Source organism: Nonomuraea basaltis (assembly GCF_005893125.1).
GTDB lineage: Bacteria > Actinomycetota > Actinomycetes > Streptosporangiales > Streptosporangiaceae > Nonomuraea > Nonomuraea basaltis.
In genome coordinates this window covers 85,958-105,642 of record NZ_VCJS01000019.1, presented here as the reverse complement: position 1 = coordinate 105,642, position 19,685 = coordinate 85,958, and the positions used below count along the sequence as shown (strand labels likewise).

Annotated in this window: 18 protein-coding genes; 12 read left to right on the top strand and 6 right to left on the bottom strand. The window is 72.5% G+C overall.

What is annotated here, in order from left to right:
• From EJK15_RS12015 to EJK15_RS12000, 4 genes are all read left to right on the top strand, one after another.
• Positions 1-828, top strand: an 828-nt coding sequence (locus EJK15_RS12015; protein WP_338089863.1) for a phospholipase D-like domain-containing protein, incomplete at its 5' end; no start/stop codon positions are given.
• A gap of 21 nt (positions 829-849) precedes the next feature.
• Positions 850-1,593, top strand: coding sequence for an SDR family NAD(P)-dependent oxidoreductase (locus EJK15_RS12010; RefSeq protein ID WP_138710459.1), 744 nt, complete (start codon positions 850-852; stop codon positions 1,591-1,593).
• A 129-nt stretch (positions 1,594-1,722) separates the two neighbouring features.
• On the top strand, positions 1,723-2,586 hold the full coding sequence (locus EJK15_RS12005; protein WP_138710458.1) for a hypothetical protein: 864 nt from the start codon (positions 1,723-1,725) through the stop codon (positions 2,584-2,586).
• 206 nt (positions 2,587-2,792) lie between these two features.
• Positions 2,793-4,061: a hypothetical protein gene (locus tag EJK15_RS12000; RefSeq protein ID WP_138710457.1), complete on the top strand. Its 1,269-nt coding sequence runs from the start codon at positions 2,793-2,795 to the stop codon at positions 4,059-4,061.
• Between the two features lies 1 nt (position 4,062).
• Here the strand turns inward: EJK15_RS12000 and EJK15_RS11995 are convergent, their stop codons facing one another.
• Positions 4,063-4,635 carry an RNA polymerase sigma factor gene (locus EJK15_RS11995; RefSeq protein WP_138710456.1) on the bottom strand — a complete coding sequence of 191 codons (573 nt, stop codon included), beginning with the start codon at positions 4,633-4,635 and terminating at the stop codon, positions 4,063-4,065.
• 188 nt (positions 4,636-4,823) lie between these two features.
• On the opposite strand from EJK15_RS11995, the gene EJK15_RS11990 reads away from it, so the two are divergent.
• Genes EJK15_RS11990 through EJK15_RS11985 form a run of 3 tightly spaced genes read left to right on the top strand, consistent with a single transcriptional unit; the run spans position 4,824 to position 10,049 of the window.
• A complete protein-coding gene (locus tag EJK15_RS11990; protein WP_138710455.1) occupies positions 4,824-5,534 on the top strand; it encodes a Crp/Fnr family transcriptional regulator in 711 nt (236 codons plus the stop codon).
• 22 nt (positions 5,535-5,556) lie between these two features.
• A complete protein-coding gene (locus tag EJK15_RS70450; protein WP_171074249.1) occupies positions 5,557-6,846 on the top strand; it encodes an oxygenase MpaB family protein in 1,290 nt (429 codons plus the stop codon).
• Positions 6,843-10,049, top strand: coding sequence for an ATP-binding protein (locus EJK15_RS11985; RefSeq protein WP_171074248.1), 3,207 nt, complete (start codon positions 6,843-6,845; stop codon positions 10,047-10,049). The genes EJK15_RS70450 and EJK15_RS11985 overlap by 4 nt, the downstream gene beginning before the upstream one ends.
• Before the next feature lie 21 nt (positions 10,050-10,070).
• Here EJK15_RS11985 and EJK15_RS11980 read toward each other — a convergent pair whose 3' ends face one another.
• Complete coding sequence (locus EJK15_RS11980) at positions 10,071-10,490, bottom strand: hypothetical protein (RefSeq protein WP_138710453.1); 420 nt, start codon at positions 10,488-10,490, stop codon at positions 10,071-10,073.
• Positions 10,491-10,653: 163 nt separating this feature from the next.
• Entirely contained in the window at positions 10,654-11,937 is a 1,284-nt protein-coding gene (locus tag EJK15_RS11975) for an alpha-hydroxy acid oxidase (RefSeq protein WP_138710452.1), read from the bottom strand.
• Here EJK15_RS11975 and EJK15_RS11970 point away from each other — a divergent pair.
• Entirely contained in the window at positions 11,918-12,637 is a 720-nt protein-coding gene (locus EJK15_RS11970; RefSeq protein WP_240776914.1) for an HD domain-containing protein, read from the top strand. The two genes, EJK15_RS11975 and EJK15_RS11970, sit on opposite strands and share 20 nt — an antisense overlap.
• Before the next feature lie 104 nt (positions 12,638-12,741).
• Here EJK15_RS11970 and EJK15_RS11965 read toward each other — a convergent pair whose 3' ends face one another.
• Genes EJK15_RS11965 through EJK15_RS11955 form a run of 3 tightly spaced genes read right to left on the bottom strand, consistent with a single transcriptional unit; the run spans position 12,742 to position 14,960 of the window.
• On the bottom strand, positions 12,742-13,014 hold the full coding sequence (locus EJK15_RS11965) for a DUF4031 domain-containing protein (RefSeq protein WP_138710451.1): 273 nt from the start codon (positions 13,012-13,014) through the stop codon (positions 12,742-12,744).
• Positions 13,011-13,766, bottom strand: a complete 756-nt coding sequence (locus tag EJK15_RS11960; RefSeq protein ID WP_138710450.1) for an HAD family hydrolase — start codon at positions 13,764-13,766, stop codon at positions 13,011-13,013. The genes EJK15_RS11965 and EJK15_RS11960 overlap by 4 nt, the downstream gene beginning before the upstream one ends.
• A gap of 18 nt (positions 13,767-13,784) precedes the next feature.
• The gene (locus EJK15_RS11955; protein ID WP_138710449.1) at positions 13,785-14,960 is read right to left on the bottom strand and encodes a cytochrome P450; all 1,176 of its coding nucleotides are present in this window, start codon (positions 14,958-14,960) and stop codon (positions 13,785-13,787) included.
• 328 nt (positions 14,961-15,288) lie between these two features.
• Here EJK15_RS11955 and EJK15_RS11950 point away from each other — a divergent pair, with 328 nt between their 5' ends.
• The 4 genes from EJK15_RS11950 to EJK15_RS11935 all read left to right on the top strand — a co-directional run bounded on the left by EJK15_RS11950 (position 15,289) and on the right by EJK15_RS11935 (position 19,676).
• A complete protein-coding gene (locus tag EJK15_RS11950) occupies positions 15,289-16,527 on the top strand; it encodes a hypothetical protein (protein WP_138710448.1) in 1,239 nt (412 codons plus the stop codon).
• A gap of 18 nt (positions 16,528-16,545) precedes the next feature.
• Positions 16,546-17,238, top strand: coding sequence for a DUF2786 domain-containing protein (locus tag EJK15_RS11945; protein WP_138710447.1), 693 nt, complete (start codon positions 16,546-16,548; stop codon positions 17,236-17,238).
• A gap of 89 nt (positions 17,239-17,327) precedes the next feature.
• On the top strand, positions 17,328-18,365 hold the full coding sequence (locus EJK15_RS11940; protein WP_171074247.1) for an Ldh family oxidoreductase: 1,038 nt from the start codon (positions 17,328-17,330) through the stop codon (positions 18,363-18,365).
• On the top strand, positions 18,366-19,676 hold the full coding sequence (locus EJK15_RS11935; RefSeq protein WP_138710445.1) for an MFS transporter: 1,311 nt from the start codon (positions 18,366-18,368) through the stop codon (positions 19,674-19,676).
• The last annotated feature ends 9 nt before the right edge of the window (positions 19,677-19,685 follow it).

The window sequence follows — 19,685 nt, the reverse complement described above, 5'->3', positions numbered from 1 at the left end:
CCCCCGCCCCGCGCCGGCCACCACACCGTGCAGCTGCTGCGCACGTACCCGGCCAGGCGCCGCGGCTACCCGTTCGCCCCCCACGGTGAGCGCAGCATCGCGCACGCCTACCGCAAGGTGCTGGCCCGCGCCCGCTCGCTGATCTACCTAGAGGACCAGTACCTGTGGTCCACGGACGTGATCGAGCCGTTCGCCCAGGCCCTGGAGCGCTACCCCGGCCTGCGCATGATCGTCGTCGTGCCCCGCCACCCCGACCAGGACGGGCGGCTGGCCGCGCCCGCCAGCCTGATCGGCCGCGCCGACGCGCTGAACAGGTTGCGGAGCGCAAGCGGCGACCGGGCCGCCGTCTACGACCTGGAGAACCACCACGGCACCCCGATCTACGTCCACGCCAAGGCCTGCGTGGTGGACGACGTCTGGGCCGCGGTCGGCTCCGACAACGTCAACCTGCGCTCCTGGACGTACGACTCCGAGCTCAGCTGCGCGGTCCTCGACGAGCACGAGGACCCCCGACCGCCCCACGGCGCGCTCAGATACGCCCGCGACCTGCGCCTGGCGCTCATGGCCGAGCACCTCGACCTGCCCGAGGACGAGCGCGACGCGCTGTGCGACCCGGTCGCCGCCTTCGACGCGTTCGCGCGGTCCGCGTCCCGGCTGGAGGACTGGCACCGGGGCGGCCGCACGGGGCCGCGCCCGCCGGGGCGGCTGCGGCCCCACCCGGCCCCGAGCCTGTCCCGCTTCCAGAAGCTGCTGGCCCTGCCCCTCTACCGGCTGGCCATCGACCCCGACGGCCGGCCACCGGGCATGCGCCGCTCGGGGACGTTCTAGACCGCTGCTAGTGTGCGGCGGATGAGCGGACGTGGAGTACTCGTCACCGGCGCGTCGAGAGGGATCGGGCGCGCGATCGCGGCGGCGTTCGCCGGCCAGGGGGACCGGGTGGCGGTCCACCACCGCGACTCGGCCGACGAGGCGCACAGCCTGCTCGGCGCGCTGCCGGGGCAGGGCCACGCCGTCGTCCAGGGTGACCTGGCCGACCCCGAGGACGTGCGGCGCATGGCCGGCGCGGCCGCGGAGGCGCTCGGCCGGATCGACGTCCTCGTCAACAACGCCGGCGTCTTCCTCCACCACCCCGTCACCGAGCTGACCTACGAGGAGTGGCAGGCCGCCTGGCGGCGGACTCTCGACGTCAACCTCGTGGGCGCGGCCAACGTCATCTGGTGCGCGCTCAAGCACATGCCCGCCGGCGGCCGGATCGTCAACGTCTCCTCGCGCGGCGCCTTCCGCGGCGAGCCGGACAGCCCGGCCTACGGCGCCAGCAAGGCCGGCCTGAACGCCCTGGGCCAGTCCCTGGCCGTCGCGCTCGCGCCGCACGGCATCGCCGTCGCCACCGTGGCGCCGGGCTTCGTCGAGACCGACATGACGAACGAGCACCTCAAGGCGCCGCGCGGGGACGCGATCCGGGCGCAGAGCCCGTTCGGGCGGGTGGCGCGGCCTGAGGAGATCGCCGCGGCCGTCCTGTACCTGGCCTCGCCGGCCGCCGAATGGGCCAGCGGGGCCGTGCTCGACCTGAACGGCGCCTCGTACCTGCGGTGACGTACGCGGGACGCTCGGGGAGCGCCCAGCGCCGATCGCGACACTCATCGCAAAAGTCGTGATCCCCGCGAAAGTGGCGGCTATTGTGACTCTCAGGGCACTTCGGAACTCGCTTCGAGGAGGGACGGCGTGGCCAGAGGCTGCGGCTGGGCGCTGGCGACGATCTCGGTCTGCTCCGCGGTCCTCGTCACCGGAGTCACCCTCTACGTGCGGCTCGGACCCGCCGCCGCGGTCGTCGCCGTGCTGCTCGCCCCCATCGCCCTGTGCGGCTTCGTCCTCGCGCACGACGTGACCCGCCGCAGAGCCCTCACCGCGGAGGAGGCGCGCCTGCTGGCCCAGGAGAGGTTCCAGGTCAGGCGCACGGTCGACCTCGTCATCGACCCGGCGCTGACCGGCGCGGAGCGCCTGGCCGTCCTCGACTGCTTCATCCCCAGGCTCGCCCGGGACGTCCCGAGCTCGCCGTACCGGGACAGGTTCGTGGTCGTCGCCGAGCTCTCCCCGCCCGCGCGGGCCCTTCTGGAGCGCGCCAGGCGCGCCGTCGCGATCGTCTACCGGTCGGAGGTCATGCGCCGGCGCCTGCTGGACGACCTGGCCAACGAGGTGCTGCTGCCCAGCCAGATCTGGGAGATCGCGAGGCTGCTGCGGATGCAGACGGAGCTGCAGGAAGAGCAGCGCCGCGCCCGCCGGGGCGTGGTGACGCCGGAGCTGCTGGCCGTGTTGCGGCCCCAGCAGGACGCGCTGGATCGCTCGGTCGCCGCCGTGACGGCCAGGGTCGAGGGCCTGGAGCAGTACGCCCGCCGGGTCCAGGAGGCGGACGCCGCCCTGAGAGCGCGCGAAGCGCTGGGGAACAACGACAAGTACCGCGAGCTGCTGGCCCACACGGACGACGCCGAGGGGATCGGCGCGCTCACCGCCCACGGCGACGCGCTGGAGGAGACCCTGGCCAGGAGCGTCCGCGAGGCCATCGAGGCAGGCCAGACCCTCGCCCTGTGAGATGAGGCCGCGTCGCGCCGCGATCGCGTGACACCCGTGGTCACTTCGCCGCCCGGCATCCTGCAAGCCGGTCGCAAGCGACCCCTTCTACGCTCGAGGCCGGTCCGGTGGTCACGGGGAGGCAAAGCCGGCCGCCGGCCTGTATCTGACGCCCCTGGAGACACTCTTACTCCTTGAGGCGACGGGACCAGCAAACGGGAGACCCCATGTCCGACACTCCGATGACCGCGGACGACGTGCTGCGCATCGCGGCCTACAAGGACCGGAGTCCGGCACTCGAGGCGATGGTCATCGCCTACAGCTACCACCGCGTCGCCGGCGACCTGGCCGAGCATCTCGGCAAGGAGTCCAACAACTGGTACTGCTACGCCACGTGGACCTCCAAGGCGGTGGGCGAGAGCCTCGACCTCACCCCCGACTCGCCCTTCATCGAGGACTTCGGGCGCCGGTTCCGGGTGCCGCGCCGCTTGCGGCGGCTGTTTCGCGCGACGTTGCTGACCCTGCTGGGCCCCAGCTACCAGCTCGGGCTCGCGCTCGCCAACCGCGCCATCTTCCTGGAGACGGCCAGCCTCGCGGTCAACCTGTGGAACGACACGCCTGACCGGTTCCTGAAGGTGAGCCCGGAGTCGGAGCTGACGCCGACGCCGCCGGAGTTCCTGACGGACCTGCTGGAGAAGGCCGACGCCCGCTACCTGAAGGAGGCCGCGCAGCTGCTGCATGAGGCGAAGCAGGCCACCGACCCGGCCGTCCGGGCGGAGCTGATGCTGGGGGCCAACATCGCGCTGTCGGCGTACGAGCAGAAACGTGCGCAGAAAGCCCTGGAACTGGTGCTCTACCGGCCCGTCAGGTGGCTGACCCGGGTGTCGTGGCGGTCGCTGCGCTCCCTGGCGACCCGCCGCCCCTTCCCCCGGTTCCGCCTCTACAGCGCCCGGCACGAGGACCAGCCGTGGCTGACCCGCAAACTCGAGGAGCTGTGGGCCTCGCTCTACACCCGCCACCTGTTCTACGTGCGCACGCCGCTGAGCGACATCAAGGTCGGCAGACCGCTCACCGCGCCCGAGGGCGTGGACCTGGCGAAGGTGTGGGCGCCGATCCAGAACGAGCGCGTGCGCAAGCTGGCCGAGGAGTTCATCACCGAGGACCAGGAAGCGTCCATGGCCGGGGTCGCCGACTGGGTCTCCTACCCCGACCGCATGCGCTTCATCGTCAGCTATTTCCGCGTCTACCAGCATGTGGGCGCGCTCTACGACGTCCCCTTCGACAAGAAGGTCGCCGACGGGCTCGCGGAGGAGATGAAACGGGGACTGGTGCCCGAGGCCATCAGCGACCTGTTCAAGAGCAACCCCGACCTGCCCGCCATCCGGCGCAAGGTCTACCGCTACCCGGCCGAGACCGACCCGGACGCGTACGAGATGGCGCACTTCGACTTCGAGCCGTTCCTGGAGGCGATCCTGCTTGACACGCCGGCCGAGTAAGTCAGTCCAGGAAGTCCCTGGTGATCTCGCGGGCCTGGAGGAGCCCGCGTAGCTTCGCGAAACAGCGGGCTCGGGTGGGCCCGATGCTCCCGACCGGCCTGCCCAGCCTGCGTGCCACGTCCACGTAGTGCGGCTCGGAGGTTTCCGTGAGCGCCCTGAACAGGACCCGCTGCGCGTCCGGCAGCTCCTCGACCAGCTCGGCGAGCGTGCCGGCCAGCCAGATCCTGGCCAGTTCCCTGTCCACGTCATCCGTGCTGCCCAGCGTGTCCAGGTCGGGGGTGCAGATCTCCTTCGTTCTCTTGGTCAGCTTCAGGCACTCGCGGAAGGCGATCGTGGCCAGCCAACCGGCCATCCGCTGCCCGTCGGTCACGCTCTTGAGGTTCTGCCAGGCCAGCAGCCAGGTGGTCTGCAGCACGTCCTGGGCGTCCTCGTGGCTGAGCCTGAAGCGGCGGATGCGCGCCCTCAGCATGGGGGTGAACTCCTCGACCAGCCGCTTCCAGGCTCCGGCGTCGCCGTCCTGCGCGGCAGACACCAGCGCGCCCGTGTCGAGGCGTTCGATGGTATCCAACTGCATGTCCGTCTCCCTGCCGGTCCGGGTACTCGGGGGGCCATTTCCGGCCGGCACCCCTACGGTCCGCCTGAGGATCCGCGCGGTCTGTTCCGGACATGACAGTCCCGGTGTGTTCCTCGTCACATTCGCGACATACGAAAGATCGCTTACCGCATACTGCCCGGGCGCCGATTGCGGCCTAAAGTTCTTTCATGAGCGGGCGCAGCGGGGTTCCACACGACGTCCGGCCGGTCGCCGCCGTGCTGGCGGAGATCCCCCTGTTCCGCGTACTCGGAGAGAGCGGCATCCAGAGCACGGCGCGGGCCGGGCACGCGCGGAGATACCGGTCCGGGCAGATCATCTTCCACCAGGGGGACCCGGGGGAGTCTCTCTACGTGCTGCTGGACGGCCTGGTGAAGGTGGTGTTCACCACGGAGCACGGCGACGAGATCGTGCTCAACATGCTGACCCGCGGCGACACGTTCGGCGAAATGGCGCTGCTGGACGGCTCGCCGCGCTCGGCCTCGATCGTCACCGTGCGGCCGGCGTGGGTGTTCGCGCTGCCCAGAGCGCGGCTGCTGGAGCTGATGCGGGAGCATCCCGGCCTGGCCGACGAGTTCCTGCGCCTGCTCGGGCACATGGTGCGCAGGCTCACCGGCCAGGCGGCCGACCTGGCCTTCCTCGACCTGGGCGGGCGGCTGGCCAAGCTGCTGCTGCAGCTGGCCGACAAGAGCGGCGGGACGCAGGGCGTGGTGGACCTGCCCGGGCTGACGCAGTCGGACCTCGCCGCGCTGATCGGCGCGACCCGGCCGGCGGTGAACCGCGCGCTGCAGTCACTCGTGTCGCGGGAGCTCATCGCCATCGAGGGCCGGACGATCACGCTGCTGGATGTCGCCGCCCTGCGCAAGCGGGGCGGTCTCTGACCGAATCTGGAGTACGGGGCACATGAACGATCGCAACGGCGCCAATGAGCGCTGGCCGGAAGAGAGGTTCCGGCACCTCAGGCAGATGGCGGACCCGGACATCGACGAGGTGGTGGCCCGCTATCTGAAGGAGCAGCCCGACGGGAGCGGGCCGCTGGAGCTGGTGAAGGCCGTCGTCGAGGAGCTGGGGCGGGCCAAGCGGGAGGCCAGGGCGCCCTCGGGCGAGCCGCCCGCCTCCACCATCTTCGACGCCCTCGACTTCGCCAAACACCTGCCCGGCTGGGGCGACGACACCGAGCTGCTGGCCAAGGGCCAGGCCGTGTTCGCCGACTACGGGCTCTACCAGTCGGCCGCGCTGTTCTGCAAGTGCCTGCCGATGGCGTACGTCGAGGTGTCCAGCGCCAAGGTGCTGGCCGGCGTGTCCAACCTGGCCACGCACAGCCTCACCCGCCGGGTGGCGGAGACCGGGCAGATGCTGGTCGACGTCATGGGACTGAAGGCGACCGGCAGCCTGCGGCCCGGCGGCCCCGGCCACACCACGGCGATCGGGCTGCGCATCCTGCACTCGTTCGTGCGCGCCCTCGTCGACGAGCGCTTCGGCGACCACTGGGACACCGAGCGGTTCGGGCCGCCCGTCAACCAGGAGCTCCTGCTGGCCACCATCTTCGACTTCTCCGTGGTGACGTGGGAGGCTCTGGAGAGCATGGGCGTGGTGCTGACGGACGACCAGCGCGCCGCCCACCTCTACACGTGGAGCGTGTTCGGCCACCTCATGGGCGTGGAGGCGTGCCGGGAGCGGCCGCTCACGCTCGACGACGTCGACCCGGTCAGCGAGCGCCTGGGCCGTCTCTACGAGTCCAGCGATGAGGGCCGCCGGCTGATGGCCAGGCTTCTGGAGGAGATGGAGGAGTTCATGCACCTGGGGTGGCGCAAGCTGCCGCGCAGCCTGGTGCACTGGGTCTTCCGCGACGCCGCCCACGGGGCCGACCGGGTGCCGGAGCTGCTCGGCGTGCCGCCGGCCGCCTGGTGGTTCACCGCCCTGTTCAGCGCGGCGCGGGCGGCGCACCGGCGCCCGTGGCTGGGCCGGCCGGTCGACGGTGTGGTCCGCTGGCTGATGCGCAGGGCCGGGCGGCACATCGTGGTCGCCCTGATCGACCGCCACTCCGGCGGGCAGGCGGCGTTCCGGATCCCCGGCGAGCTGGCCCGCGCGTGGCGGATCAGGCAGTCGAAGACCGCCGTGAAGACGCGCGAGCTGCGTGCCACCGTCCGGCAGAAGGTGCGAGCGCCCGCGCGGAAGGGGCTGGTCGCGTGACCGCTCCACACGATCCGGGCACGCTCACGACGGCGACGATCCTGTTCACCGACGTGGTGAGCTCCACCGCGCTGCGGATCAGGCTCGGCGAGGAGCGCGCCAACGTGGTGTTCCGCCGCCTCTACCAGCTGCTCCACTCCGTGGTGACGACGAGCGGCTCGACGTTCACCAAGAGCCTGGGCGACGGGCTGATGGCCGTGTTCGACTCGGCGACCGCGGGGCTTGACGCGATCATCGCGGTGGAGCAGGCGGTGGCCGACGAGAACGAGCGGGCGCTGGAGAAGATCTCCATCAAGGCCGCGCTCGCCGCCGGCGACGTGTGCTGGGGGCACGACGACGTCAGCGGGCTTCCGACGGTGGAGGCGGCCCGGCTGGTCGCCGTCGCCGAGGGCGGCCAGGTGCTCTGCACCGACCTGGTGCGGCGGCTGGCGCAGGGGCGGAGCCGGCACGAGTTCAAGGACCTGGGGCGGCTGCCGGGCAAGGGGCTGCGCGAGCCGATGCACACGTACGAGCTGCACTGGCAGAACGCCGACCACCACCAGAGCGGCGGGCTGCCCACGTGGCTGGACAACGGCCACGTGCTGTCGTTCGTCGGCAGGGAAGAGGAGCTTCGGGCGCTGGACGGGGACCTGGCGGCGGCCGAGTTCGGCAGCGGGCTGGTGATCCTCGAGGGCGACCCCGGGGTGGGCAAGACGCGGATGGCGTCCATGGTGGCCAGGCAGGCGCTCAAGCGGCAGTTCACGGTGCTGGCGGGGCGGTGCACGGATCCGGCGCGGCAGGCGTACGAGCCGTTCGCCGGCGCGGTGGAGCGGCTGGCCCGCACCTCGCCCGCGCTGCTGCTGCGGGCCGGGGTCGACCAGCAGTGCGGCCAGCTCGTCCGGCTGGCGCCGTCGCTCGGCGCGCCGCCGCTGTCGCTGCAGGTGCCGCCGGCCACCGAGCCGGTGTCGGAGCGCTACCACCTGATGGCGGCGGCGCGCACCCTGATCGAGCGCCTGACCACCGTGCGGCCGGTGCTGCTGGTGATCGACGACCTGCAGTGGGCGACGCTGGAGTCGCTGCAGATGCTGCACGCCCTCATGTACGACGCCGACGCCATGCCGCTGCTCATCCTGGCCACGTCGCGGCCGGTGCCGGTCGAGTCGGCCATGCCGGAGCTGCACAAGCTGACCGCCGACGGCCGCGTCGTCCAGGTCTCGTCGTTCGGCCTCGACGAGGTCGCCGACGTGCTGGCGGAGGTCCGCCCCGGCGGCGACGCCGCGCTGCTGCACCGGATCACGGGCGGCAACGCGTTCCTGATCAGCGAGGTGGCCAGGGAGGTGGCCGCGGGCAAGGACCTGGACGCGCTGACCGTGCCCGACTCGGTCACCAGGATGGTGCTGGCCCGGCTGGCGCAGCTCCACCCGGACGCCAGAGACCTGGTCAGCCTGCTGGCCGTGGGCGAGCGGATGGAGTCCGCGGAGCTGCGGCTCGGCCTCGGCCTCGACGAGGCCCGCTTCGTGGCCGCGGTGGAGGAGGCGATGGGCGCCGGCCTGGTCACCATGTCGAACGGCGCCACCTGCCAGTTCTCCCACGAGCTGACCAGGAACGCCCTCTACGCCACGCTCTCCACGCCGCGTGCCGGGCTGCTGCACGGGAAGGTCGCCGACGCGCTGTGCCTGGCGGACCCGAAGGCCATGGAGTCGCGGCCGTACGTCGTGGCCGCTCACCTGCTGGCCGCCGCCGAGCACGGCCGCGACCCGGCCCGGGTGAGCGCGGCCGCGGACGCGGCGGTGCGCGCGGCGCAGCACGCCCTGGCCGGGCTGGCGCACCGCGAGGCGGTCACCTGGTACCAGCGGGTGCTGGAGCTGCTGAAGGACTTCCCCGGCGCCGACCTGGAGCGGCGCGCGGAGCTGCTGATGGAGTGCGGCCGGGCGATGTGGCTGGCGGGCCACCCGGACGCCCGGCCGACCCTGGTGGCGGCGGCCGATCTGGCCAGGGAGTGCGAGCGCGGCGACCTGATCGTCACGGCGGCGCTCGGCGGTGACCGCGCCTTCACCAGCGTCGCGGCCGCGCCCGACCCGCAACGCATCGCCTTGCTGACCGAGGCCAGGCGGCTGGTCGACTCCACCGACGTGAGCACCAGGGCGCTGCTGGCGGCCCACCTCGCCGCCGAGCTGATCTGGGCCCCCGACGGAGAGCGGCGCTTCGCGCTGAGCGACGAGGCGGTGGCCCTGGCCCGCAAGTCGGGCGACCCGCGCACGCTCGCCCTCGTGCTGTGCCTGCGCAGCCTGACCATCATCCCCGCCGACCCGCTGCACCAGAGGCACCGCGACGGCGACGAGATGCTGGAGGCGGCCCGCAGGACGGGCGACGACCTGGCGCTGTTCCACGCGTACGTGCAGCGCACCCCGCCGGTGCTCGACAGCGGCGATGCGGCCCGGGCGGCGACGCTGCTCGACCAGGCCGACGAGCTGGCACACCGGCTGGCGCAGCCGCACCTGCACTGGCTGATCGGCTACTCCAAGGCCGGCCTGACCCTGATGCAGGGCGACCTGGCACAGGCCGAGGCGGAGGCGACGGCGGCCCTGCGGCTCGGCTCCGAGATCGGCCGCCGCCTGGAGGCCGTGGTCATCTACGCCGAGCAGATCGCCGAGATCCGCCGGCTCCAGGGGCGGCTGTGGGAGCTGCGCGACCGGCTGCGCCGCGCCGCCCAAGCGCCCCGCGTGGACCCCGTGCACGCGGTGCTGCGCTACCTGTGCGAGCTGGACGACGAGGGAGCCGGCCCACTGCTGGAGCGCATCCTGGCCGGCCAGGGCATGGTGCCGCCGCGGAACATGGCGCACCGGCCCGCACTGGACAACCTGGCCGTGGCCGCCAGCCGGCTGGGGCGGGCGGAGCTGGCCGGGCGGCTGTACGACTCGCTGGCCTCCGACGGGGAGACGTTCGGGCACGGGACCGTGGCGCACCACTGCGGGCACCACTACCTGGCCCACCTGTGCGTGACGATGGGCGACCCGCGGCGCGCCGCCGAGCACTTCGAGGCGGCCGCCGAGGTGCACGAGCGGCGCGAGGTGCCGCTCATGCTCGCCGAGTCCCTGCTGGACTGGGCAGACCTGCTGGACGGTGGCGAGGTGAGCGGGCCCAAGCCGGCGGACCTGCGCGAGTGGTGCGCGTCGCTGCTGGCGGGCCGCGGGGCGCTGCTGCTGGAGCGCCGCCTGCGCTGAGCTGATGAGCCCGGTGCGGCGTCACTCCTTGACCACGACCTTGCTGATCACCACGAACCCGCCGAGCGCCCCCGCGGTGCCGGCGGCGGTCGTGGTGGTGAGGTTGACCACGAGGTCATAGGTGCCGGGGGCGAGCTGGCCACGCATCGGGACGGAGGCGGTATATCGGCCCGAGCCAGGGGTGAAGGTCATCTCCACCGGGGGCGACGGATGCCGCGTCTCGCCTCCTCCCAGCAGATCAGCGATGATCTCCAACTGCCAGCGGCCGGCCAGCCAGTCGACCAGCTCACCCGTGACCTCCCAGCTCACATCCACGGTCCAACCCTCGCCGCGCCGCACCACGTCGGTGGGCTGCGCGCCCGGATCGACAACCTGACCGTGAAGAACCCCGGCCAGCTGCTCAGCCGGCACCTTCATCACTTGAAATTCTCCGGTTGCCATCGCGCTCTCCTTTCCGGGCGAGGACCAGGTCCCCGTGTGAAGGAGCAGAGCGGCGACAGCACCGGCCAAATACCGTCCCATCTGACAATAAATGGCGGGTCTTGGTCAGCCGCCGGCCCGAGGCCGCTCGCGCGCATCCGCTCGTGGAAGGCCGGCGGGCGTCTTATCGGAGGCGCACGGAGTCGCGGTCCAGGCTGCCGACGCCGCCCACGCCGAGCAGTTGCAGCGTCCGGCCGAGCTCGGCGCGTATCAGGTCCAGCGCCCGGGTCACCCCCTGCTCGCCCCCGGCCATCAGCCCGTAGAGGTAGGCCCTGCCGATGAAGCACGCCCTGGCGCCCAGCGCGACCGCGGCGGCCACATCGGCCCCGCTGCGGACGCCCCCGTCCAGGAAGACCTCCGTGCGGTCGCCCACGGCGTCCACCACCTCGGGCAGCAGCTCCAGCGGCGTGGGGGAGCGGTCGAGCTGCCGCCCGCCGTGGTTGGACACGACCAGGCCGTCCACCCCGACGGCGGCCAGGTCCTTGGCGTCGTCCACCCGCTGCACGCCCTTGACCAGCAGCGGTCCCTGCCACGCCGACCGGATCCACTCCAGGTCCTTGATCGTCATCGACGGGTCGAACATCAGGTTGGTGATCCCCGCCAGGTCGCCGGGCGCGCCCTCCACGGTGGCGAACCTCAGCGGCTCGCTGGTCAGGAAGTCGAACCACCACGCCGGATGCCGCGCCGCCTGCAGCACGCTGCGCCAGCGCAGCGCCGGCGGGATCGTCAGGCCGTGCCGCACGTCGCGCAGCCGCGCCCCGGCCACCGGCACGTCCACGGTCACCACCAGCACGTCCATGCCCGCGTCCCGCGCCAGGGACAGCATCTCCAGGCTGCGGACGCGGTCACGGACGACGTACAACTGGAACCAGTTCCACCCACCGGGGGCCGCCTTCGCCACGTCCCCGGCCGTCGTGGTGCCCATCGTGGACAGCGTGTACGGCACGCCCGCCCGCTCCGCCGCCCTGGCCACGGCCCGCTCGCCCTCGCGATGCATCATCCTGGTGAACCCGGTGGGCCCGAGCACGACCGGCATCGCGATCCGCCGGCCCAGGATCTCGACCGCGGTAGGGGCCTCGGCCACGTCCCGCAGCACCCGCGGGCTGAACTCCACCCGCTCGAACGCCTCAACCGCCCTGGCCATCGACCGCTCGCCCTCGGCGGCACCGTCCACATAGTCGAACACCATCCGCGGCGCCCGCCTCCTGGCCAGCAGCCGGAGATCGGCGATGTCGGCGGCGTCCGCGAGCTTCTGCGCCCTGGACAGCCGGGGCCGCCCGGGCAGCACCTCCCGCAGCTCCCGCCACCGGGGCAGGCGCCTGGGGTCCTTCGGTGCCGTGTCGATGCCCAGGACGCTATCAAATGCCGTCGGCGCGTACGGTGGGGTGATGATCGACGACCAGACCATCCTCCCCGGCGACGCGCCGGGCGGTGCGGTGGCGGGCTCGGGCGGCGCGGTGGCGGGCGATGCGGCCCGCAAGAGCGCGCTCGCGGGCGACTGGATCGTGCTCGCCGGCGACTCGGCCGCCTCGCGTGCCGTCGGTGCCGAGCTGATCGCCCGCTGGGCCGAGCCGCACCGCCGCTACCACACCCTCGACCACCTGGCCGCCGTCCTCGACGCCGCCGCGCACCTCGCCGGCGAGGCCGACGACCTGGCCGCGGTGCGGCTGGCCGCCTGGTTCCACGACGCCGTCTACGACGGGAGGCCGGGCTGGGACGAGGAGCGCAGCGCCCAGCTGGCCCAGTCCAGGCTGCCCCGCTGCGGCGTGCCCGCGGCCCGGATCGCCGAGGTCGCCAGGCTCGTACGCCTCACCGCCGCCCACGACACCCTGGCCGACGGCGACGCCAACGGCGCCGTCCTGTGCGATGCCGACCTGGCCGTGCTGGGCGGCCCCGGCTACGAGGCCTATGCCGCCGCCATCCGCCAGGAGTACGCCCACGTGCCCGGCGAACTGTTCAGGAAGGGCCGCGCCGAGGTGCTGCGCCGCCTGCTGGCCACGCCGCGCCTCTACCGGACCGCCAGGGCGCGCGAGCTGTGGGAGGAACCGGCCCGCGCCAACATGACGGCCGAGCTGGCGATCCTGCAGGGACCCGCCCCGGCGCGGTGAGCGGCGCCTGCGAAGGCGTAGCTCAGCGCGATGGGCGGCGGGGCCTCAGCGCGGTGGGTGGCGCTTGCGAGGGCGTGGTGTTCAGCGCGATGGGCGGCGGCGCCTCAGCGTGGTGAGTGGCGCTTGCGGCGGCGCAGCCCGGCGGCGATGAGACGCCGTAAGAGCTCCCGCGAGCTGACCGCCTCCGCCCCCAGCGACACCGCCCGCGCGTGCACGGTCTCCGGCACGTCGTAATGATCCCGGTCGAACGCCCGCCCGGGTGCCCCGAGCCGGGCCGCGAAGTCGTGCAGCTCCTCCAGCGAGTGATCGCTGACCAGGTGCGACCACATCAGGCCGCGCGGCCCCGGCCAGTCGGGTGGGTCGATGAGAACGGTCACGTGCTCAAGGGTAGGACCCTGCCGCGCACCTCGATCTCGCCCAGGTCGGACACCACGACATCGGCGCCGCGCGCGTGGAGCTCGGCCGGGCCGCCGCCGTCCCTGACGACACCCACCACGAGTCCGAACCCGCCCTTCTTGCCGGCCTCGATCCCGGGCAGCGCCGCGTCCACCACCGCGACCTTGGCGGCGGGCAGGTCCATGCGGCGGGCCGCCTCCAGGAACAGGGCGGGATCGGGTTTGCCCGGCAGGTTCATCAGCGCCGCGTCGTTGCCGTCGACCAGCAGGTCGAACAGGTACGTGACGCCCGCCGAGTTCACCAGCTTGCGGCCGTGCAGGCTGGCGGAGACGGCCGCCGTACGGGCGCCGCGCCGGCGCAGCTCGTGCAGGAGGGACACCGTGGCGGGGAACGCGGCCACCCCGTACTTGTCCACCTGCGCCATGAAGCTGCGGTCCTTGGCCAGGCCGAGCCCGTGCACCGTGGGCGCGCCCGGCTCGTCGTCCGCAGAGCCCTCGGGCAGCGTGATGCCGCGCGAGGCCAGGAACGTGCGGATGCCGTCGAGCCGCGGCCGCCCGTCCACGTGGCGCAGGTAGTCGTCGCGGATGTCGAACGGCGCCGAGCGGCCGCGCAGGAACACGTCGAAGACGTGCTTCCAGGCGGCCGCGTGCCCCCGGGCGGTGTCGGTGACCACCCCGTCGGTGTCGAACACGACGGCGCTGATCCTGGCCAGGTCGATGACAGGCTCGCTCACACTGTGAACGTAACCGCTCTACCAGGCGACGGGTAGCTCTTTGACCCCGTACACGATGGCCAGCTCCCGGAACGGCACCTCGCCCGCCACCTGCAGCGTGGGGAAGCGGCGCAGCAGGGCGCGGAAGGCGATGCGCATCTCCATCTGCGCCAGCGGCGCGCCGATGCAGCGGTGGATGCCGTGGCCGAACGCCAGGTGCGAGGCCTCCCGGCCCGGCCGCACCTCGTCCACGTCCGCGCCCATGGCCGCCGGGTCCCGGTTGGCGCCGACCAGCGAGCACAGCACCAGCTCGCCCTTCTTGATCGTCACCCCGTGCAGCTCCAGGTCGTCGCGCGCGAAGCGGGGGAAGGCCACCTGCACGACGGTCATGTAGCGCAGCAGCTCCTCGACCACGTCGTTGACGTACCCATCGACCTCACGCACCTTCGCGGCCTGCTCCGGGTTCCGCAGCAGCCACAGCGAGCCCAGGGCGAGCATGCTGGTGCTGGTGTCGTGCCCGCCGGTCAGCAGGCCGTCGGCCATGCTGGCGAGCGTGCGGTCGTCCAGCTCGTCCCCGTGGTCGCGCAGCAGCTGGCCCAGAAGGCCCTCGCCGGGGTTCTGCCGCTCCCTCGCCACCAGGTCCGTCAGGTACGTCATCGCGTCGTTGATCGCCTGCAGCGACGCCTCGGGCCCGGCCGTGAAGTCGAAGCGGTCCTTGCTGATCTTCACGAAGTCGGCGCGGTCGTCGTACGGGACGCCCAGCAGCTCGCACACCACCAGGGACGGGATGGGCAGCGCGAACTCCTGGAAGAGGTCGACCGGCATGCTCTCGGCACCCTTGGCCTCGATGCGGTCGAGGGCCTCCGCCACGATGGCCTCGATGCGCGGCTCCAGCCTGCGCAGGCGCCGCATGGTGAACTCGGGCGTCAGGAACCGGCGCAGCCGCGTGTGCTCGGGCGGGTCGCGGAAACCCAGGCCGCCCGGGTCCTCCTGGTTGGAGCCCAGGCCGATCACGCCGGCGAAGTCGTTGCTGAAACGCTCATGGTCGCCGAGCACCGCGCGTACGTCGTCCCAGCGGGTGACCAGGTACACGGTCTGGTCACCGGGGATCTCCATCGGGAAGACCGGGTGCTCGGCGCGGATGCGTCCGAGCTCGCCCACCGGGTCGAACCCGTCGCGCATGAACTGGACGAGCGGGAACTGATTGTCTGACATCGATATCCGTCCTGCTGGGATACATCTCACCATGTTGGGATAAATCCCTCGATAGATGGTCCCATCCGGAGCGGCGTTCGGTCGCCCTCCGAAAGGACGAATCTACATCTCGGCCCATGAGCTGACCAGCGTGACGGCGGCCATTCCGGCCGTCCTGGGGCGGCCTCGGATGGCGCCTGTAACCCTCAAGACGGCCGTACGACAGAGTTGATGGTGGGAAACACGGGCAAAGTGGGGCAGCAGATGGCGTTTGGCGTACAAGATGGCGACAGTCTGCGATGATCTCGTCGCATAGAGCCGGAGTTAGAGCCATCACGGATAGTGACTGATGCCGACATTCGAGGAAATAGCAGCTTTCGTCGTCGAGAAGCCGCTCGCCACCGCTGTCATCGCGCTGCTCGGCCTGGCCGGGCTGGCGCTCGCGTTCTTAGTGATCAGGATCGCCTGGCGGGCCGTCTCCTGGCTGTTCGCCAGGTACGTCGCCCAGCGCCCCATTGAGGACGTGCTGACCGTCGTGGCCGCGTCCATCGCCACAGGCGTGTCCGCGCAGGGCATGTGGCGCTTCTCGGGCGACGTGCTGGGGCTCGACGGGCCACTGCGCCTGCTGCTGTTCGCGTTCATCGAGGTCGCGATCATCACGTCGGCCGTCCGCGCCCGCCGCAACATGCGCGAGAACTTCTCCGCCGGGATCGACGGCATCGCCGTGTGGGCGCTGACCTGCCTGACCGCCGTGCTGTCCAGCATGGACGCGCGCAGCCTGCCCGAGGCGGTGTTCAGGCTGGCCGCGCCCCTGGTGGCCGCGTGGCTGTGGGAGCGCGGCATGGCCATCGAGCGTCACCGCATCCGCGGCACCGGGCGCATCAACTGGCGGCTCACCCCGGAGCGGCTGATGGTCAGGCTCGGTATCGCCGAGGTCAGCGATCGTACGGCGAGCGAGGTCGACGCCCACCGCAGGCTCACCCGGGTCGCGCTGGCCGCCAAGCGGGCCAAGGCGCTGCGCGAGGGCGGCGCCTCCGAGCGCAAGACGCGCGCCGCGCTGGCCAAGCTCGACAAGGCCATGGACCAGGCCGTCGAGCACACCGGGCTGGCCGTCGACCCGGCCCGCCAGGAGGCGCTGCTGGCCCAGATCGCCGCGCTCTACAACACCTCCGCGCTCATCGACGCCGACCCGCGCGTGCCGTGGGAGCCCCAGGCCGACCACCACCCGGTGCCCGCCCGCCCGGCGCTGCCGTCCGCGCTGGTCGAGCTCGTGGATGACGAGGACGAGGACGTCGAGGTGTTCGACACCACCCCGCAGGTCGTCTCCACCGCCGAGCGCGCGGCGCTGATGCGGGCCGCCCGCGAGTACTGGGACCGGCAGATCGCCAAGGGCATCGTGCCGCGTACCGTCGACATCGCCCACGAGATCGGGATCTCGCTGGCCACGGCGCGCGAGTATCGTGCCCTGTGGAAGCTGGAGCCGCAGGCGCACGCCCTCATCGAGGCGCTGTACCACCAGCACGGCATCGTCGACACCGGCGCCTTCCCCGTCATCGGGGCCGACGGGAGGGTGCTGACCAAGCACTGAGCACCACCGGGAGCACGTTTGCGGGAGCGCACGCTCGAACGCGTCAGGAAACTCCTGGCCAAGGCCGAACGCACCGACAACGAACACGAGCGGGCCACGTTCATGGCCGCCGCGTCGGCGCTCATGGCCAAGCACGGCATCGACTCGCTCCCGCCCGCCGGCGCCCGGCAGGTGCCCGGCGACCGGATCGTCACCCTGCCCAACCCGTGGGCCAGGGAGAAGGCCCGCCTCGTCAGCCTGGTCGCGCAGGCCGTGCGGTGCCGGCCGCTGCTCATCGGGCGGGGGGACGGCGGGCAGCGGGTGCACGTGTTCGGGTTCGCCGCCGACCTGGAGCGCGCCGACCTGCTGGCCACCTCGCTGCTACTGCAGATGGCCTCGGGGCTGGCCCGCGTACGGCTCCCCGACGGGGTCACGGCCGTGCGGGCCTACCGGCGGTCGTGGCTGCTGGGGTTCACCGACGAGGTGTATCGCCTGCTGTGTGAGGCGGAGTCCCGCGCAGAGTCCGAGTCCGCCGGCACGGGTGCCGCGCTCGTCCTGGCCGACCGCCGCGCCGAGGTGGAGCGCGCGGTGGCGGCACACTATCCCACCATCCGGATGAGCGTGCCCCGCACCAGCGGAACCGGCTACCGCGACGGCGTCGCCGCCGGCCGGCGCGCCGACCTCGGCCGTACCGGGATGACCACCGCCACGGCCCGCGAGCTAGGCCGGTAAGCCCTTTCCGGAGATCCGTTTGGGCGGGCGTGGAGCGGGGCATAAGCGCGCACACGGAACGCAGTCCTAACAATGGGGACAGGTGGCCCGTGAACGCATCCCCCCGCCTCATCGCCGACGGCCGGCTCCGCGACCTGGCCAGGGAGCTGCTGGTCGCGGCGGGCGTCCCCGGCGACATCGCCGCGACGGTCGCGGAGTCCCTCGTGGAGGCGGACCTCGCCGGGCACGGCTCGCACGGCGTGCGGCGGATCATGCCGTACCTCGAGAGGATCGAGGCGGGTGTGATCGTGCCGGTCGCGCGGCCCGAGGTGGTCTCGCGGCGCGGTGCCACCGCCGTCGTTTCCGGGCGGCGGGGCTTCGGGCAGGCCGCCGCCCGGCTGGCCGCCGCCGAGGCGGCGCGGCTCGCCCGGGAGCACGGCACCGGCGTCGTCGCGATCAGGGAGTGCAACCACGTCGGCAGGCTCGGCGAGTACGCCGGGACGCTGGCCGAGCAGGGCCTGATCGCGCAGGTCGTGGGCAACGCGGACCCGACCGTCGCCCCGTACGGCGGGCACCGCAGGATGCTCGGCACCAACCCCATGGCCTGGGCCGTGCCGCGGGCCGGCGGCACGGCCGTGGTCATGGACTGGGCGACCGCCGCCATGGCCGAGGGCAAGCTGGGCCTCCTGCGCGCCGCCGGCTCGCCCGCGCCGGAAGGGGTGCTCGTGGACCCCGAGGGCCGCGCGTCCACCGACCCGGCCGACTTGTACCGGGGCGGGGCGCTGTTGCCGTTCGGCGGCCACAAAGGCTATGGCCTGAGCGTCCTCATCGAGCTGGTCGGCGGCCTGCTCACGGGCACCGGAACCGCCTGCTCACCGGAGTACGACGGCACGTTCGGCACGGTGATCACGGCGGTCGACATCTCCGCCTTCGTCCCCTTGGAGACGTACGTCGCCCAGGTCGAGTCCTTCTGCGTGGCCCTGCGCGCCGCCGGCCCCGGTGTGGTCGTTCCGGGGGAGCCCGAGGCGGTCGCGCGCGGGACGCGGCTGAAGGAGGGCATCCCGGTGCCCGCACTGGTGTGGGCGGAGCTGGCGGCGCTCGCCTCGCGGCTCGGCGTTCCGTGGACTGACACGCCCCCTGGAGGTTAGATGTCCGCCACACCCGAGTTAAAGCGCGTCGTCCTGGGCGCCCTCGTCGGCACCGCCCTGGAATGGTACGACTTCTTCATCTACGGAACCGCCGCCGCTCTCGTCTTCAACCGCCTGTTCTTCACCGACGCCGACCCGGCCGCGGGCACGATCGCCGCCTTCGCGACGTTCGGCGTCGGCTTCGTGGTACGGCCGTTCGGCGGCGTCCTCTTCGGCCACCTCGGCGACAAGATCGGCCGCCGGTCCACCCTGATCATCACGACGGTCATCATGGGCCTGTCCACCGGGCTGATCGGCCTGCTGCCCACCTACCCCGCCATCGGCGTGGCGGCGCCGATCCTGCTCACGCTGCTGCGGGTCTGCCAGGGCCTGGGCGCGGGCGCGGAGTTCGGCGGCGCGGCCACGCTGCTGGCCGAGCACGCCCCGCCGGGCCGGCGCGGCTATTACGCCTCCTACGCCCAGACCGGGGTGCAGATCGGTCTCGTGCTCGGCACCTCGGCGTTCCTGCTGGTCCAGCTCATGCCGGAGGAGGACTTCCTCGCCTGGGGCTGGCGGCTGCCGTTCCTGGTGAGCTTCGCGCTGATCGGAGTGGCCCTGTACGTGCGGCTGCGGGTGGCCGAGTCGCCGGTGTTCCGCGAGATGGAGCGGACCCGGGAGATCGTCCGGCTGCCGATCAGGGACGCGATCGCCCGCTACCCGCGCAACTTCATCGTCGGCGTCGGGGCGCACATCTGCGACACGGCCGTGGTCTACACGCTGGCCACGTTCAGCGTCGCGTACGCCGCCGGCGAGCTCGGCCTGTCGAACCGGACGGCGCTGCTCGGCGTGATCCTCTTCGGGCTGACCGTCATCGTGCTCCAGCCGATCTACGGGCATCTGTCCGACCGGGTGGGGCGGCGGCCGCTCAACCTGTTCAGCGTGGTGTTCGTGGCGGTCTTCGCGTACCCGTACTTCCTCATGGTCGACACCGGCGTGACCGGGGTGGTGTGGCTGGCGATGATGATCATGGGGGCGTTCGGGTTCGCGCCGCAGGTGGCCGTGCAGCCGGTGTTCTACGCCGAGCTGTTCGGCGCGCGGGTGCGCTACACGGGGTTCGCCGCCTCGCGCGAGCTGGGCGCGGCGCTGGCCGGGTTCTCCCCGCTGATCGGCGCGGCGCTCGCGGCGCGGCTGGACGGGGAGCCGTGGCTGGTGGCGGCGTTCCTCATCCTGACCGCGATGATCTCGTTCGGGGCGTTCTGGGCCTCGCGCGAGAGCAAGGACATGGACATCGCGGCCTTCGACCCGCTGCGGAGACCTCTGGTGGAGGAGTGAGGGAGCAAG

Coding starts and splice junctions, on each gene's coding strand:
- EJK15_RS12010 (WP_138710459.1), top strand. CDS start 850: ATGAGCGGACGTGGAGTACTCGTCACCGGCGCGTCGAGAGGGATCGGG.
- EJK15_RS12000 (WP_138710457.1), top strand. CDS start 2,793: ATGTCCGACACTCCGATGACCGCGGACGACGTGCTGCGCATCGCGGCC.
- EJK15_RS11995 (WP_138710456.1), bottom strand. CDS start 4,635: ATGCAGTTGGATACCATCGAACGCCTCGACACGGGCGCGCTGGTGTCT.
- EJK15_RS11990 (WP_138710455.1), top strand. CDS start 4,824: ATGAGCGGGCGCAGCGGGGTTCCACACGACGTCCGGCCGGTCGCCGCC.
- EJK15_RS70450 (WP_171074249.1), top strand. CDS start 5,557: ATGAACGATCGCAACGGCGCCAATGAGCGCTGGCCGGAAGAGAGGTTC.
- EJK15_RS11980 (WP_138710453.1), bottom strand. CDS start 10,490: ATGGCAACCGGAGAATTTCAAGTGATGAAGGTGCCGGCTGAGCAGCTG.
- EJK15_RS11970 (WP_240776914.1), top strand. CDS start 11,918: ATGATCGACGACCAGACCATCCTCCCCGGCGACGCGCCGGGCGGTGCG.
- EJK15_RS11975 (WP_138710452.1), bottom strand. CDS start 11,937: ATGGTCTGGTCGTCGATCATCACCCCACCGTACGCGCCGACGGCATTT.
- EJK15_RS11955 (WP_138710449.1), bottom strand. CDS start 14,960: ATGTCAGACAATCAGTTCCCGCTCGTCCAGTTCATGCGCGACGGGTTC.
- EJK15_RS11950 (WP_138710448.1), top strand. CDS start 15,289: ATGCCGACATTCGAGGAAATAGCAGCTTTCGTCGTCGAGAAGCCGCTC.
- EJK15_RS11935 (WP_138710445.1), top strand. CDS start 18,366: ATGTCCGCCACACCCGAGTTAAAGCGCGTCGTCCTGGGCGCCCTCGTC.